The sequence below is a fragment of the Acinetobacter sp. WC-743 genome, from assembly GCF_000335555.1.
In the GTDB taxonomy this organism is placed as follows: domain Bacteria; phylum Pseudomonadota; class Gammaproteobacteria; order Pseudomonadales; family Moraxellaceae; genus Acinetobacter; species Acinetobacter bereziniae.
In genome coordinates this window covers 1-13,974 of the sequence record NZ_AMFQ01000025.1, presented here as the reverse complement: position 1 = coordinate 13,974, position 13,974 = coordinate 1, and the positions used below count along the sequence as shown (strand labels likewise).

Here is a 13,974-nt window from a genome sequence, read left to right as displayed (position 1 = left end):
TTCAAGGTCTAACAAATTAATTTAAGGATAGAACTTGCAGAAAGTTTTTTATTTTTCTATTGTGTAGCAGATTTATTTCCCTTAAACCTTCACGATTTCAACGATATTTGACATGTCTGCACAAGAAAAAGAAACCTCCAACAGCCTCTATCGCCAATGGCAAATTTTGTCCCGACTTTCTACGGGTAAATGGATGGGAACACGTGAGTTACAAGAAGTCTTAGAACGTGAAGGAATTGAGATCAGTTTGCGTACTATTCAACGTGATCTCAATCAAATTGCGCAACGCTTTCCCATCGAAAGCAACAAGACTGTGCCTCAAGGTTGGCGTTGGCGCTCAGATGCACCAATTCAAAGCTTGCCTCATATGACCAGCTCTCAGGCAGTCACATTTATGATGGTTGAGGAACATTTAAAGCACCTGTTACCACCAAGTTTGATTGATGAAATGAATCCTTGGTTTGATCTAGCTCGTCGCAGTTTGTCAACTCAAAATAATGTTCGACAATGGATTAATCGAGTTCGTATTGTTCCTGCTAGTCAGCCTGTAATCCCTCCTTTGGTTGAGAGACAGGCGCAACAGGCAATCTATGAAGGATTACTCCAAGACAAGCAAATTGAATGTATTTACCGTTCACGTGGTCATCAAGGAGAAGAAAAAACTTATATTCTCAATCCTTTAGGCTTGGTGCAAAAAGGTGCGATCATTTATTTGATTTGTACCAGACATGATAAAACCGAAGTCCAAACTTTTGCTTTACATCGTTTTAAATCAGCAACAGTCTTAGACTTGCGAGCATTACATCCTGTTAAATTTGATATTGATGAGTACATTGATTCAGGTGCACTTGGTTTTAGAGTTGATTTTTCTCAACCGACCAAGAATGTTGAATTAAAACTGGTGATGCACGAAGATGATGCGCAGTACTTTACAGAAAGTCAGCTCAGCAAAGAGCAAAAAGTTGAACAATTAAATGAACAACTGTATCAAGTGAGTGCAGTAGTTCCCTTTACCTCACAATTGGTATGGTGGCTGAGAAGCTTCGGTAAAAAGATTGTTCGAATCGAACCTGTAGAAGTTTTTAATGCAGTTCATGAAATTGAATAATCAATATTAACTAGCATAGATACAAGTTCTACATACAAGCCCCAATAAAAAAGAGCCTCTCGGCTCTGATATCTTATTGTTTTTGTTTTTTTAAATTTTATTATTTTTGCGCTGATTAAAACTCATGTCACATTTTTACATGTCCACAAGACATGAGTTTTCATTGGAGTAAGTTGAACATCACATCAGACAGCACGCAAGTTCAGCATTGTTGTAACGGATTGATTTCATCGTCATAGTAACCACCTCTCGTTTGAATGTAGATTGACTATAACCACGATTTTTCAAACTGAAAAATAATTAAAACTGCTTTGTTTTTCACCAATTCTGTTTAAGCGTTATTTGTATAACCTTAGGTTGAATCTAATTATTTAGAATTTATCGCAAACAAAAACCAATAAGATGCGCAATTAAAATCTTTATCAAGATATGCTTAGTTGATGATTGTAGTGATAAAATCAAAGCTTCATCATTCAAATGACTTTCGATTGATATAAATATTCATTTTGAAGATGCGATGTGAATACTGAGTTTTTCCAATAAAGGTTCCACCAACGCTTTGCCTCTTAATTGATCCAACCATAGCTGAGGAATGGCATGATAACCAAAATACAATCCAGCTATACCACCAGCTACACATGCAGTTGTATCGGTGTCTCTGCCTAATGCAATCGAGCTTTTAATCACATCTTGATATGACTTTTTTTGGAGGGCATATCTTGCTGAATTTAAACAATCAACCACATAACCACTCCCCGTCCCCTGAACTAATTCATCAGGACGAATATATAACTCAAGCTGTTGCAAATCTTCTGGTCGATCTTGTAAACATTGGCGTAGTCTTACTACTGCATCCGACCACGCAGGTTCAATATCCAATCCGTTCAGAATTGATCTAGCCCATAAGCAATATAAAGCACAACACACCTTTGACCTTAGATGTGCATGGGTAATATGGGACTGAGTATACGCATCCTCAATCAACTGTTGATCTGGACCTTGATGCCACAACGCTAAAGGCAATACGCGCATAAGTGAACCATTACCATTGGCATGTTCATCATTTTTAGCAACCTGAGATAGAGGGACACCCAATAAATACTTTCTTATCGATTCAGCAGTTTGCACACCAACATCGAAAACTTGATAGTCAACTGCCATATATCCATACTGATACCAATTACACAACCGCTTCATGAGATCTTCTGCATCCATTTTATGCTTATACAGGAGTGAATCGAGCAAACTTAGCGCTTGTGCACCATCGTCCGACCATGTCCCTAGTGGAATTTCTGGATAAGTCTTAGAAAAATAAGGAGGTGGAAGCATATCAATTTGATTATATTCAGGTAACTGTTCAGGCAGATTAAACTCATAAGGCACACCGACTGCATCTCCAATCAATAGCCCATAAATTGCACCTTTAATTCGATCTTGCTTGTTCATGTTATTCTCAGTACTACTCATTTATTTTATATTGTCATAAAGACCATATATTTTCAACAAGCAACTATACATTCTTTGGGTTATAAAAAAGCCCGCAATAAGCGGGCTTTTTTAAGGATTCAAACTTAGGCAGATTTTTTCATTTGGTTATGTTTACGAATCGTAATCATCACCAATTGAACAGCCGCAGGTGTTACCCCTGGAATACGACTCGCTTGTGCAAGCGTTTCTGGCAATACATTTTTAAGTTTCATGGTAATTTCACGAGAAAGACCTGAAACAGCATCATAGTCAAAATCAGCAGGAATTTTGGTATCTTCCAAACGCTTCATTTGAGCAACATCTTCTTGCTGACGGTTGATATAGCCTGCATATTTCACCGCAATTTCGATTTGCTCACCCACAAATGCAGATACTTCAGAGCCTGTCAATTCCGCAATTTGAGAGAAATTGATATTTGGACGTTTGAGCAAATCAATCGCAGAACACTCTTTGGAAAGATCTGCACCAGTCATTTCAACGAATTTTTTACCCATCGGGTTATTTGGTGCCGCCCATAGATGTTGCAAACGACCTGTTTCTTTTTCAACTGCTTCCATTTTTTCACAATATGCAGCCCAGCGCTCATCGTCAACCAAGCCCATTTCACGACCAATCGCTGTTAAACGCTGATCTGCATTGTCTTCTCGAAGCATCAAACGGTATTCTGCACGCGAGGTAAACATACGATACGGTTCTTTAGTCCCTAAAGTAATCAAGTCATCAACCAAAACACCCATATATGCTTCATCACGCTTAGGTGTCCATTGCTCTTGATCCCAAGCACGACGAGCAGCATTTAAACCTGCCAATAAACCTTGTGCACCAGCTTCTTCATAGCCTGTCGTACCATTGATCTGACCAGCAAAATACAAGTTATTGATGGATTTTGTTTCTAACGAGAATTTCAACGATTGCGGATTGAAATAATCATATTCAATTGCATAGCCTGGACGAAGGATATGTGCATTTTCCATACCGCGAATTGAACGTACCAACTCAAACTGAACATCAAATGGCAATGATGTTGAAATACCATTTGGATAAAGCTCATGGGTGTCCAAGCCTTCAGGCTCTAAAAAAACCTGATGCGAGTCTTTATCAGCAAATTTATGAATTTTGTCTTCAATAGATGGACAATAACGTGGACCAACCCCTTCAATCACACCTGTATACATCGGTGAGCGATCCAAACCACCACGAATGATTTCATGGGTACGTTCGTTGGTATGCGTAATATAGCAATTCACCTGTTCTGGATGCATAGACACATCTCCCATGAATGACATGGTTGGAGATGGAAAGTCACCCGTTTGTGGGATCATCACAGAAAAGTCAACTGAACGAGCATCAATACGTGGTGGCGTACCTGTTTTTAAACGCCCCACTGGTAAGTTTAATTCACGTAAACGCGCAGCTAAAGAAATAGAAGGAGGATCACCTGCACGACCGCCCGACGAATTATTCAATCCAACGTGAATAACTCCACCCAAGAATGTACCTGTTGTCAACACAACTGTTTTCGCATCGAAGCGAATACCCATTTGAGTGACGACCCCCTTCACCGTATCGCCTTCAACGATAAGATCATCAGCGGCTTGTTGGAAAATGTCTAAGTTAGCTTGATTTTCCAAAGTATGACGAATTGCAGCTTTATAACGAATACGGTCAGCTTGAGCACGTGTCGCACGGACAGCAGCGCCTTTACGCGAATTCAGGATACGGAATTGGATACCACCTTTATCAGCAGCGAGAGCCATTGCTCCACCCAACGCATCGATTTCGCGAACCAGATGAGATTTACCAATCCCACCAATAGCAGGGTTACAGCTCATCTGCCCTAAAGTCTCAATGTTATGAGTCAAAAGCAGAGTCTGTCGACCCATACGCGCCGCAGCAAGTGCTGCTTCCGTACCTGCGTGACCGCCACCGATAACAATGACATCGTAAACTTTAGGATAATGCATAGTGATAAATGAGAGATAAAAAGAATGACAGGAAATTATAGCAAAAATTTACGCTCAGTTTTAGGCGGTTTTACAAAAATTTATTCCCTAAAGACCTATATTTTCAATTAAACATTTAGATACATAGGCAACATAAATTGACACTTCGTTTCAGTAAGTCCCTACAAATCAAATTTAACTTAGCAAAAAACCGCTATACCATGAAAATCACTCAGATAATTAAATTTTCCATCATGAATACAAGGAATACGATTATGAAAAATACATTGTCTAAGATGATGACGGCTTCATTGTTGAGTTGTATGGCAATTGGTTTTGCTCATGCTGCTGAGGAGAACACCAGTAAAGCTGAAGTGAAAAAGCAAATTCAGGTTTGTGCTAAGAAAAAGCAAGGTGATTGGGTCACTTATGCCAATAAAGGTGTAACTTTTAATGGTACGTGTGAACCGAATGAAAATGGTAAGCTTCAATTTAGCTTCCCTGCACCACCAGCAGGCAGTAACACAACAGGTGCTGCTGCAGCGCCAGAACCTGCAATGGAAAATCGTCCTGCTGTAGAACAAGCTGCTCCTGCAAGTGCTGATGCACCTGCAACCAATGACGCTTCTCAAGCGGAACAGCCAGCGGTTGAACAACCTAGCCAAGCTGTACCAAGTGAAGATCCTATCCAAGCTCAGTAATTTTTCTTACACTCAACAATACTTCCTGTTTCAATTGTGAATAGTAACTACATTCAACAATATTGAAACTAAATGGATGAATGTTGATAGAAAAGAGATTCCGTTTAACGGGATCTCTTTTTTTATATTCAGGGATCCTATAGTTAAACCACCTGATTATTCATACAAGTGATTTAATTTCAATCATGTATATCCAATGAACTTTATGCTTTATACAAATTGTTAGAAGTTTTGGTGATTCATTTATTTTTTGGGATTTAAAATTAGGGATAGTCTTTGAATGACCACTTGAATCCACTCCACTTATTCTAAATATAAAATATTGTATTTATTAATTTTTTAATAAAATTTATTATTCTCCAAAAGAGTATTTTTTTTAATTATTCATCAGTCATGTTTTTTATTTTTATATTTTGATTGTTTCGATTACACTCAATTTTGAGTAAGGAATATTCACCTGTTTAAATGATTTAAAACAACAAAAAGGATGAAACTATGGATTCAGGAATAATCACCATCATGCTTCCACTCGCCCTCGCCATCATTATGATTGGTTTGGGCTTAGAGCTCACTCCGAAAGATTTCGCTCGGGTATCAAAACATCCCAAAGCGGTTTTGATTGCATTATTTTGTCAATTGGTACTTTTGGTCGGTATCGCTTTTGTCATCTGTAAAGTACTCGCCCTACCACCTTTACTCGCAGTTGGATTAATGTTACTCGCTGCATCACCAGGTGGAAGTACCGCAAATTTATTTAGCTATTTATTTAAAGGTGACATTGCACTGAATATTACCTTGACTGCAATTAATTCTGTGATCGCAGCTTTTACCCTCCCCCTGATTGTTAACTTCTCCATTCAATACTTTATGAATGATGGGCAGCAAATCAGTATGCAGTTCAGCAAAATTCTTCAGGTTTTTGCAATTATTTTAATTCCTGTCTGTATCGGTATGCTGATTCGACATTATGCACCTCATTTTACGGAAAAATTAAATAAACCATTGCGCATTTTCTCAGTGGTCTTCTTGATACTCATCATTATCGGAGCAATTGCTAAAGAGCGCGCACATATTCTGGAATATCTCACTCAAGTCGGTTTAGCTACAGTAATTTTCTGTATTTGTAGTTTGCTCATCGGTTATTTTGTCCCAAGATTATTAGGTATCAATAGTGCGCAAGCACGTGCTTGCGCTTTTGAAATAGGTATTCATAACAGTACCTTGGCAATGACCATCGCATTGACAGTCATGGCAAATTCAACAGTGGCAATGCCTGCTGCAGTTTATTCGATATTTATGTATATTTTTGCAGCGATATTTGGTGCATTGATTTCAAGACATGCCACGCAAGAATCTGTAATTGAACGTGCATGAAAGATGATCCTATAAAACCGAAGTGGATGTTGATACATCCACTTTTTTTATTTTGGCTGAAGCTAGGCGCACCTTGACAGTTTCCGTTACAATATTGGCTTTAAGAAAACGATTTAGGTCTTTCCCGTGAAGTGGTTACAAATTCATATTACAGTTGAACAAGCTCAAGTTGATTTTACTGAAACTTTATTAAGTTCTTTAGGTGCAGTAAGTGTGACGCTCGATGATGCTGAAAATCAAGACTTGCTTGAGCCTCTTCCAGGTGAAACACCTTTATGGAATAAAGTCATTGTTACAGGCATTTACGCTCAAGAAGACCATGAAGAAATCGATGTAGCGGCTTTAGAGACATTTATTCGCACTCAACTCCCGACTGCCCCAATGAAAAGTGAGTTCCTAGAAGACCAAGTTTGGGAACGCTCTTGGATGGACTACTATGAACCTATTCAAATTGGTGAAAAATACTGGATCGTACCTGAGTGGTTAGAGCCTCCTGAAGCTGATGCTGTCAATATCAAACTTGATCCGGGCTTAGCCTTTGGTACAGGCAACCATGCATCCACCTTCCTTTGCTTGCAATGGCTGGGTAAAACTGATGTTAAAGACAAAATTGTGATTGATTATGGTTGTGGCTCAGGCATTTTGGGTGTTGCAGCATTGTTATTAGGCGCAAAAAAAGTCTATGCAACTGATATCGACCCACAAGCAGTCTTAGCGACAAAACAAAATGCTGAGTTGAATGGTGTACTTGAAAATCTTTATGTCGGGCTTCCAGAAGAATTTAACGAAACGTTTAAGGCTCAACAAGCAGATGTACTGGTTGCAAATATTCTTGCTGGTCCATTGATGTCCCTTGCCGAAGAATTCTCAACTTTAATTAAATCTGAGGGCGAGTTCGCACTTGCAGGTGTAATTGAAGAGCAAGTTGCTGATGTTTCTAGTGTTTATTCTGAATTTTTTGATATAGTAGAGGTAGAGAAACGCGAAGAAAACTGGTGCAGAATTTCTGGTTCGCGTAAGAAATTTTAATCGATGAATATTTAACTATCTATGGCTGAAAAACAAACCCGCTGCCCTAATTGTGCTTCAATTTATAAAGTGTCAGTTACACAGCTTACTGTTGCGCAAGGTATGGTTTGTTGTCCAAAATGTGGCGATAACTTTAATGCACTGGTTCATCTTCAGCCCTCTCCTTCTGACCAGCAAGCGATAAATACTCCTGAAACAGAACACAAATTGAATCAGGAGTCTTTTGATAATCGTCGGAATGAAACCAGCGTGCTGGATATATTCAATCGTAAAGTTGAACATTCCAATATAGATCTGAGAACCTACTTAAATAATTTGAACTACTTTAATAATGAACCTGTTCATAATATTCCCAGTTTAAATCTATCGAAGGGACTCAATCACAAAGGCGATGATCTGCTCAAACCGAAAAGTACTTTGTATTATCTGGCTTGGAGTTTCATCAATCTTTCATTGCTTAGCATTTTAATGTTCCAAATTGTTTGGTTTAACCCAAACTTGACTGACCGCTATCCTGTAATCAATACTGTTTTCACCAAAGCATGTTCAGTTTTTCATTGTGATACTGTCGATCAACGTTACAAACATATCGTGATTAGTAATCTCAGAGTAAAGGCAATTGATTCACAACAAACTCAATTTTCAGGTCAGATCAATAATCAGTACTCTAAAAGTTTAGAGCTCCCGATAATAAAGGTCACACTCAAAGCAAATGATAAAATAGTCAAAACTTATTCAATCCCAGCTGAAGACTATCTCATCAAGAGTTTGATAGGAATTAAACGAATTCCACAAAATAGCCCATATCCTTTTAAATTTGTCATTACAGAGCCTAGAAAAAGTTTTGATGACTATCAATTAGACGTCATTCATCCATAAAATTAAAAAAAACTACAAAAAAATGAAAAAAAATGTAGTTTTCTTGCTCATTTTTTCTGAGACAATGCTATCATACGCGCCACGAAAGCTTTGTCCTGCAAACTCCTCGCAATTTTTCACAAAAACTACTGTTTTGTTATGTGCTTTATATCCAATATCGCGCAAGTAGAACATTTTTTTGTTTAAAAGAGTGTAGTAACAAATATTAATCTATTGTTACGCTTATTTTTCACTCAACTCGACGATTTGTGGCAAGCTAATTGTTCTTGTTTTAGAGCCAACCGTTTTAGGATCTAAAACGGGGCTCAGATTTTTTTAGACCACATTTATATTGCTTTACCCAAGCAATATTTTGATTTTTCGGATTAACTCGCATGAATAGCAAATCTCCTATTTTTACTGCACAATCTGATGTCGCTCTTCGTATTCACGTAGATCGCGCAGTTCGTCACTATTTTGCACAATTGCAAGGTGAGCAACCATCTCAAGTGTACGATATGGTGCTAGCAGAAATGGAGAAACCTCTTTTATCTGTCGTTCTAGAATATACGCGCGGGAATCAGACACGCGCTGCTGAAATTCTCGGACTAAACCGCGGAACTTTACGCAAAAAGTTAAAAGCTCACGGTTTAATGAGTGAATAAATGATAAAATGCTCACGGCTTGCGTGGGCATTTTTTTTACCTACGTTTTGCCTACCTGTTCAATCTCTAGACTTAAAAACTGTTGATGAAGATCATGACTATTAAACGCGCTTTAATCTCTGTTTCTGATAAAACCGGGATCGTTGAATTTGCCCAGAACCTTGTTGCTCTTGGGGTAGAAATTTTATCTACTGGTGGTACATATAAGTTGCTTAAAGACAACAATGTCGCTGTAGTTGAAGTTTCAGAGCACACTGGCTTCCCTGAAATGATGGATGGTCGCGTAAAAACATTACATCCTAAAATTCATGGTGGCATCTTGGCTCGTCGTGGACTAGACGAAGCTGTCATGGCTGAACACAATATTGATGCGATTGATCTTGTTGTTGTAAACCTTTATCCATTTGCCGCAACTGTTGCTAAACCAAATTGTTCTCTTGCTGATGCAATTGAAAATATTGATATTGGTGGTCCAACAATGGTTCGTGCTGCTGCAAAAAATCATGCATCTGTGGGTATTGTGGTAAACGCAGCCGATTATGCAACGGTGATCAATGAACTCAAAACTGAGGGTGCGCTATCTTATGCAACTCGTTTTGATTTGGCAGTAAAAGCTTTTGAACATACTGCACAATATGATGGCATGATTGCATCTTACTTAGGCGCTCGAGTAGGTAAAGAAGAAGGTCAAGCAGATAAATTTGCACGTACTTTCAATACACAATTAAATAAAGTACAAGACCTGCGTTATGGTGAAAATCCTCACCAGTCTGCTGCTTTCTATGTTGAAGCAACTGCAACTGAAGCATCAGTTTCTACTGCAAAACAGTTACAGGGTAAAGAACTCTCTTATAACAATATCGCTGATACAGATGCAGCTTTAGAATGTGTGAAATCATTTGCTAAACCAGCTTGCGTGATCGTAAAACATGCCAACCCTTGTGGTGTTGCTGTATCACTTGATGGGATTCAAACAGCTTATGATCTTGCTTATGCAACAGATCCAGAATCAGCTTTTGGCGGCATCATTGCATTTAACCGCGAACTTGATGTAGCAACTGCTCAAGCGATTGTCGATCGTCAGTTCGTTGAAGTGATCATTGCACCAAGCATTGCAGACGGCGTTCTTGAAGTGACTGGTGCCAAGAAAAACGTTCGTGTCTTAGTTTGTGGCGAATTGCCAAAAATTGATGAACGTGCTGCACAATATGACTATAAACGTGTTAATGGCGGTTTACTTGTTCAAGACCAAGATCTTGGCATGATCACCAAGGATGATCTTAAAGTCGTAACAAAACGTGCTCCTACTGAAGCTGAAATTGATGATTTGATCTTCGCATGGAAAGTTGCCAAATATGTTAAATCAAATGCAATTGTCTATGCTAAAGGTCGTCAAACTATCGGTGTAGGTGCAGGTCAAATGAGCCGTGTCAACTCAGCACGTATTGCGGCTATTAAAGCTGAGCATGCTGGCTTAGTGGTTGAAGGTGCGGTAATGGCATCTGATGCATTCTTCCCATTCCGTGATGGTATTGATAATGCTGCAAAAGCAGGTATTAAATGTATTATTCAACCAGGCGGTTCTATGCGTGATGAAGAAACCATTGCAGCAGCTGATGAAGCTGGAATCGCTATGGTCTTTACAGGTATGCGTCATTTCCGTCATTAATTTACGATAAATCAAATTAGAAAATTCACCCAAATCCTCCTTTATAAAAAGGGGGATTTGTTACGAAATATAGGACGCTTTAAATTCCCGCCTCACCAATAAATGAGAGGAAAGAATTTAAAAAGGATACATTCAATGAACATTTTAGTTTTGGGTAATGGCGGTCGTGAACATGCACTTGCATGGAAAATCGCTCAAGATGAAAAAGTCACAAAAGTGTTTGTTGCGCCTGGCAATGCAGGTACAGCTACAGAGCATAAATGTGAAAATGTTGCGCTCGACATCCTCGACAACCCTGCAATTATTCACTTTGCTAAGAATAATGCAGTCGATTTAATTGTTGTTGGTCCAGAAGCACCACTTGTAAATGGTGTTGTAGATGCAGGTCGAGCTGCTGGACTTAAAATTTGGGGACCTACTCAATTCGCTGCTCAGCTTGAGGGTTCAAAAGCTTTTGCTAAGCATTTCTTAAAACGCCACAATATTCCAACCGCCTTCTATGATGTGTTCACAGAAGTAGATGCGGCGAAAGCATTCGTAGAAAAAAATGGCGCGCCGATAGTGATTAAAGCTGACGGTCTTGCTGCAGGTAAAGGCGTTATTGTTGCAATGACCAATCAAGAAGCATTTGATGCGATTGATGACATGCTTGCAGGCAATAAGTTCGGCGATGCTGGTTCTCGTGTTGTGATTGAACAATTCCTTGCAGGTGAAGAAGCGTCTTTCATCTGTATGATTGATGGTGAAAACATTCTTCCAATGGCAACATCACAAGACCATAAGCGTATTTTTGAAGGCGATCAAGGACCAAATACTGGTGGTATGGGGGCGTACTCTCCTGCCCCTGTGGTCACAGCTGAAGTCTTTGATAAAGTGATGAAAGAAGTGATGCGTCCAACTGTAGATGGCATGAAAGCAGATGGTCATGTTTATACAGGTTTCCTCTATGCAGGTTTAATGATTGATGATGAAGGTCAACCACGTGTGATTGAATTCAACTGTCGTTTTGGTGATCCTGAAACACAACCGATCATGATGCGTTTAAAATCATCTTTGGTTGATTTGGTTGAAGCGGGTATCGACGGTCAACTTCCGGCAGAAGCTGAATGGGATGAGCGTAAAACTGTAGGGATCGTTCTCGCATCGAAAGGTTATCCTGAAACTTCGAGCAAAGATGATGTCATTTCTGGTTTAGATACAGAAATGGCTGATGCAAAAGTATTCCATGCAGGCACGGCTAAAAATGCCAATGGTGAGATTGTCACTGCGGGTGGTCGAGTACTTTGCGTGACTGCTTTAGGTAACACAATTGGTGAAGCACAGGCGAAAGCTTTAGAACTTTGCCAAAAAGTGACTTTTGATGGTGTTCAATATCGTAAAGATATTGGTTACCGCGCAATTGCACGTGAAAATGCTTAAAATCTTTTGATACTTCACAAATGCCTGCGGCAGCAGACAGTTTTAAAGTGTCGTCGCTTTTAATCTCAAAGAAGTTTAAAACCCGCTTCAATGCGGGTTTTTTATTACTCATTCAAGCACAAATTTTAATTTCGTTTATTAAATTAGCTCCCTCAAATTAATCATGAGCTTCAGTTGCATTTCTTAACCAATCTAGCAATTGTGGAAATTCAATATAACCATCACTGGCAAGGAAGTGTCCAGCATTGGGTATCACTGTATAAGCAAAGTTAAGTTCTTGAGCCAACGTTAGACTTAATTCTTTTGGAACATATTGATCATGATCAGAAATAAACATCTGTCCATGCAGAATTTTATTTTTAAAAGAAAAGTCTTTTTTCGTAGCAAGAATATATCCATCCAACTGAGGTAAGGCTTTCAATCGTTCAGAAAATCCTGACACACAAACCACCCCACCGATTTGCTGAAAGTTTGATTGCGCAAGAAAATCAAGTAAGGTGATACAGCCCAAACTATGCGCAACGAAAAATGTATGTTTATCAATTCGAGGAATATTGTCTTTTAACGTTTTATTCCACGCTAAAAGATGAGGATGACTTGAATCAGGTAAAGCAATTTTTATAACACGGTTATTTTGATCGCTTATGTTACGCTCAATATAACCAAACCAATGATCATTCACATTTGCACCGTAGCCATGAATAATATAAATATTATTTTGCGCAAATGCTGCATTGATCAATAGAAAAAAACTGAATACAACAATGATAAATCTCATAAGTTTAGCACTCTGTTGACAGGACATTCATCATGCTAAAGTATGACAGTAGTGTGAGTGTCAAGTGAATTCATACCGCATTGAGAACATCACACTAACAAATTAATTCACATCAGAAATAAACTCATTCCGAGCCAGCGAAAAAGCTAAATCATGAAATATATGCCCAACTGACGTTATGATCTAAAATAACGTGAGTTCGATGTAACCACATCTTTAACTTATTGAAAAACATTAAGTCTCAGCGGAGTCTTGCTGAGTTTTCACCCAATTTCAGGATCAGCCTGCGGCTCGCCATACTTTTGTTTTGGCATGAGGAGCGAAGCTCCGCAAGGGCAACCATCTTGCGCAGCGGTATCGCTGCTCACCGCAAAACTCGTCAACCACCAGCAACATATTTAATCAATCGCAGAAACAATACCTTGTAGAAGTAGTCCTGCCTCAAACAGTTGCGGATGACGTTTCCGAGTATCAAATTTCATCAAGAGTTTTTATCGAACTCAGGTTAAAATATTCAATGAGACAAGCCAGTCAATAGATTCAAACTGATATTTTTATGAGACTAACTAGGGCGTGTTGACACTTTTAGATTAAAAAATAGCGAAGTAGTAAAATTAAATCGCCAAACCCAATTCTACTATTCGCTATGCCTCGTACCATGTTAACAGATCAACACTGGCAAAAGTTGAAAGCTATTTTGCGTAATTTATCCATTCATCTCAACTCAAATTTAAGAAATTTTATTGAAGCGATTCTTTATAGGATTAGAACTGGGTGCCCTTGGCGTGATATCCCCACTTGCTTTGGACAACCCAACTCTATTTTTAAACGTTTTAATCGTTGGTCTAGCAGTGGTAAGTTACTCACTATATTTAAATTATTATCGCTGAATACAGATATGGAATGGCTGTTCATCGATGGTTCTCATATTCGCGCTCATCA

The 13,974-nt window shown here is 38.8% G+C and carries 12 protein-coding genes; 9 read left to right on the top strand and 3 right to left on the bottom strand.

The window, feature by feature from the left end:
* Positions 1 to 112 precede the first annotated feature (112 nt).
* Positions 113 to 1,108, top strand: coding sequence for a helix-turn-helix transcriptional regulator (locus ACINWC743_RS04165; protein WP_004824446.1), 996 nt, complete (start codon positions 113 to 115; stop codon positions 1,106 to 1,108).
* A gap of 501 nt (positions 1,109 to 1,609) precedes the next feature.
* On the opposite strand, the gene ACINWC743_RS04160 is transcribed toward ACINWC743_RS04165, so the two are convergent.
* The gene (locus ACINWC743_RS04160; protein WP_009584493.1) at positions 1,610 to 2,554 is read right to left on the bottom strand and encodes an ADP-ribosylglycohydrolase family protein; all 945 of its coding nucleotides are present in this window, start codon (positions 2,552 to 2,554) and stop codon (positions 1,610 to 1,612) included.
* Positions 2,555 to 2,679: 125 nt separating this feature from the next.
* Complete coding sequence (gene mnmG / locus ACINWC743_RS04155; RefSeq protein ID WP_009584489.1) at positions 2,680 to 4,560, bottom strand: tRNA uridine-5-carboxymethylaminomethyl(34) synthesis enzyme MnmG; 1,881 nt, start codon at positions 4,558 to 4,560, stop codon at positions 2,680 to 2,682.
* A 254-nt stretch (positions 4,561 to 4,814) separates the two neighbouring features.
* Between mnmG and ACINWC743_RS04150 the strand changes: the two genes are divergently transcribed.
* The 7 genes from ACINWC743_RS04150 (at position 4,815) to purD (ending at position 12,254) form a co-directional block, all read left to right on the top strand.
* Entirely contained in the window at positions 4,815 to 5,240 is a 426-nt protein-coding gene (locus tag ACINWC743_RS04150; RefSeq protein ID WP_004824452.1) for a hypothetical protein, read from the top strand.
* Positions 5,241 to 5,735: 495 nt separating this feature from the next.
* Positions 5,736 to 6,614, top strand: a complete 879-nt coding sequence (locus ACINWC743_RS04145; protein WP_009584495.1) for a bile acid:sodium symporter family protein — start codon at positions 5,736 to 5,738, stop codon at positions 6,612 to 6,614.
* A gap of 126 nt (positions 6,615 to 6,740) precedes the next feature.
* Complete coding sequence (gene prmA, locus ACINWC743_RS04140; RefSeq protein WP_004824454.1) at positions 6,741 to 7,643, top strand: 50S ribosomal protein L11 methyltransferase; 903 nt, start codon at positions 6,741 to 6,743, stop codon at positions 7,641 to 7,643.
* Between the two features lie 21 nt (positions 7,644 to 7,664).
* The gene (locus ACINWC743_RS04135) at positions 7,665 to 8,522 is read left to right on the top strand and encodes a zinc-ribbon and DUF3426 domain-containing protein (RefSeq protein ID WP_009584477.1); all 858 of its coding nucleotides are present in this window, start codon (positions 7,665 to 7,667) and stop codon (positions 8,520 to 8,522) included.
* Between the two features lie 374 nt (positions 8,523 to 8,896).
* Positions 8,897 to 9,166, top strand: coding sequence for a DNA-binding transcriptional regulator Fis (fis, locus tag ACINWC743_RS04130; RefSeq protein ID WP_001086304.1), 270 nt, complete (start codon positions 8,897 to 8,899; stop codon positions 9,164 to 9,166).
* 94 nt (positions 9,167 to 9,260) lie between these two features.
* A complete protein-coding gene (gene purH / locus ACINWC743_RS04125) occupies positions 9,261 to 10,835 on the top strand; it encodes a bifunctional phosphoribosylaminoimidazolecarboxamide formyltransferase/IMP cyclohydrolase (RefSeq protein WP_004824458.1) in 1,575 nt (524 codons plus the stop codon).
* Positions 10,836 to 10,970: 135 nt separating this feature from the next.
* A complete protein-coding gene (purD, locus tag ACINWC743_RS04120; RefSeq protein WP_005032218.1) occupies positions 10,971 to 12,254 on the top strand; it encodes a phosphoribosylamine--glycine ligase in 1,284 nt (427 codons plus the stop codon).
* Positions 12,255 to 12,411: 157 nt separating this feature from the next.
* Here the strand turns inward: purD and ACINWC743_RS04115 are convergent, their stop codons facing one another.
* On the bottom strand, positions 12,412 to 13,032 hold the full coding sequence (locus tag ACINWC743_RS04115; RefSeq protein ID WP_009584479.1) for an RBBP9/YdeN family alpha/beta hydrolase: 621 nt from the start codon (positions 13,030 to 13,032) through the stop codon (positions 12,412 to 12,414).
* Positions 13,033 to 13,678: 646 nt separating this feature from the next.
* On the opposite strand from ACINWC743_RS04115, the gene ACINWC743_RS04110 reads away from it, so the two are divergent.
* Positions 13,679 to 13,974 (top strand): IS5/IS1182 family transposase (locus ACINWC743_RS04110; protein ID WP_009584487.1); only part of this gene is annotated, 296 nt, incomplete at its 3' end.

Excerpts from the sequence above, each read along its gene's own strand:
- ACINWC743_RS04115 (WP_009584479.1), bottom strand. The coding sequence starts at position 13,032 with ATGAGATTTATCATTGTTGTATTCAGTTTTTTTCTATTGATCAATGCA.
- ACINWC743_RS04165 (WP_004824446.1), top strand. The coding sequence starts at position 113 with ATGTCTGCACAAGAAAAAGAAACCTCCAACAGCCTCTATCGCCAATGG.
- fis (WP_001086304.1), top strand. The coding sequence starts at position 8,897 with ATGAATAGCAAATCTCCTATTTTTACTGCACAATCTGATGTCGCTCTT.
- mnmG (WP_009584489.1), bottom strand. The coding sequence starts at position 4,560 with ATGCATTATCCTAAAGTTTACGATGTCATTGTTATCGGTGGCGGTCAC.
- ACINWC743_RS04145 (WP_009584495.1), top strand. The coding sequence starts at position 5,736 with ATGGATTCAGGAATAATCACCATCATGCTTCCACTCGCCCTCGCCATC.
- purH (WP_004824458.1), top strand. The coding sequence starts at position 9,261 with ATGACTATTAAACGCGCTTTAATCTCTGTTTCTGATAAAACCGGGATC.
- ACINWC743_RS04135 (WP_009584477.1), top strand. The coding sequence starts at position 7,665 with ATGGCTGAAAAACAAACCCGCTGCCCTAATTGTGCTTCAATTTATAAA.
- ACINWC743_RS04150 (WP_004824452.1), top strand. The coding sequence starts at position 4,815 with ATGAAAAATACATTGTCTAAGATGATGACGGCTTCATTGTTGAGTTGT.
- purD (WP_005032218.1), top strand. The coding sequence starts at position 10,971 with ATGAACATTTTAGTTTTGGGTAATGGCGGTCGTGAACATGCACTTGCA.
- ACINWC743_RS04160 (WP_009584493.1), bottom strand. The coding sequence starts at position 2,554 with ATGAACAAGCAAGATCGAATTAAAGGTGCAATTTATGGGCTATTGATT.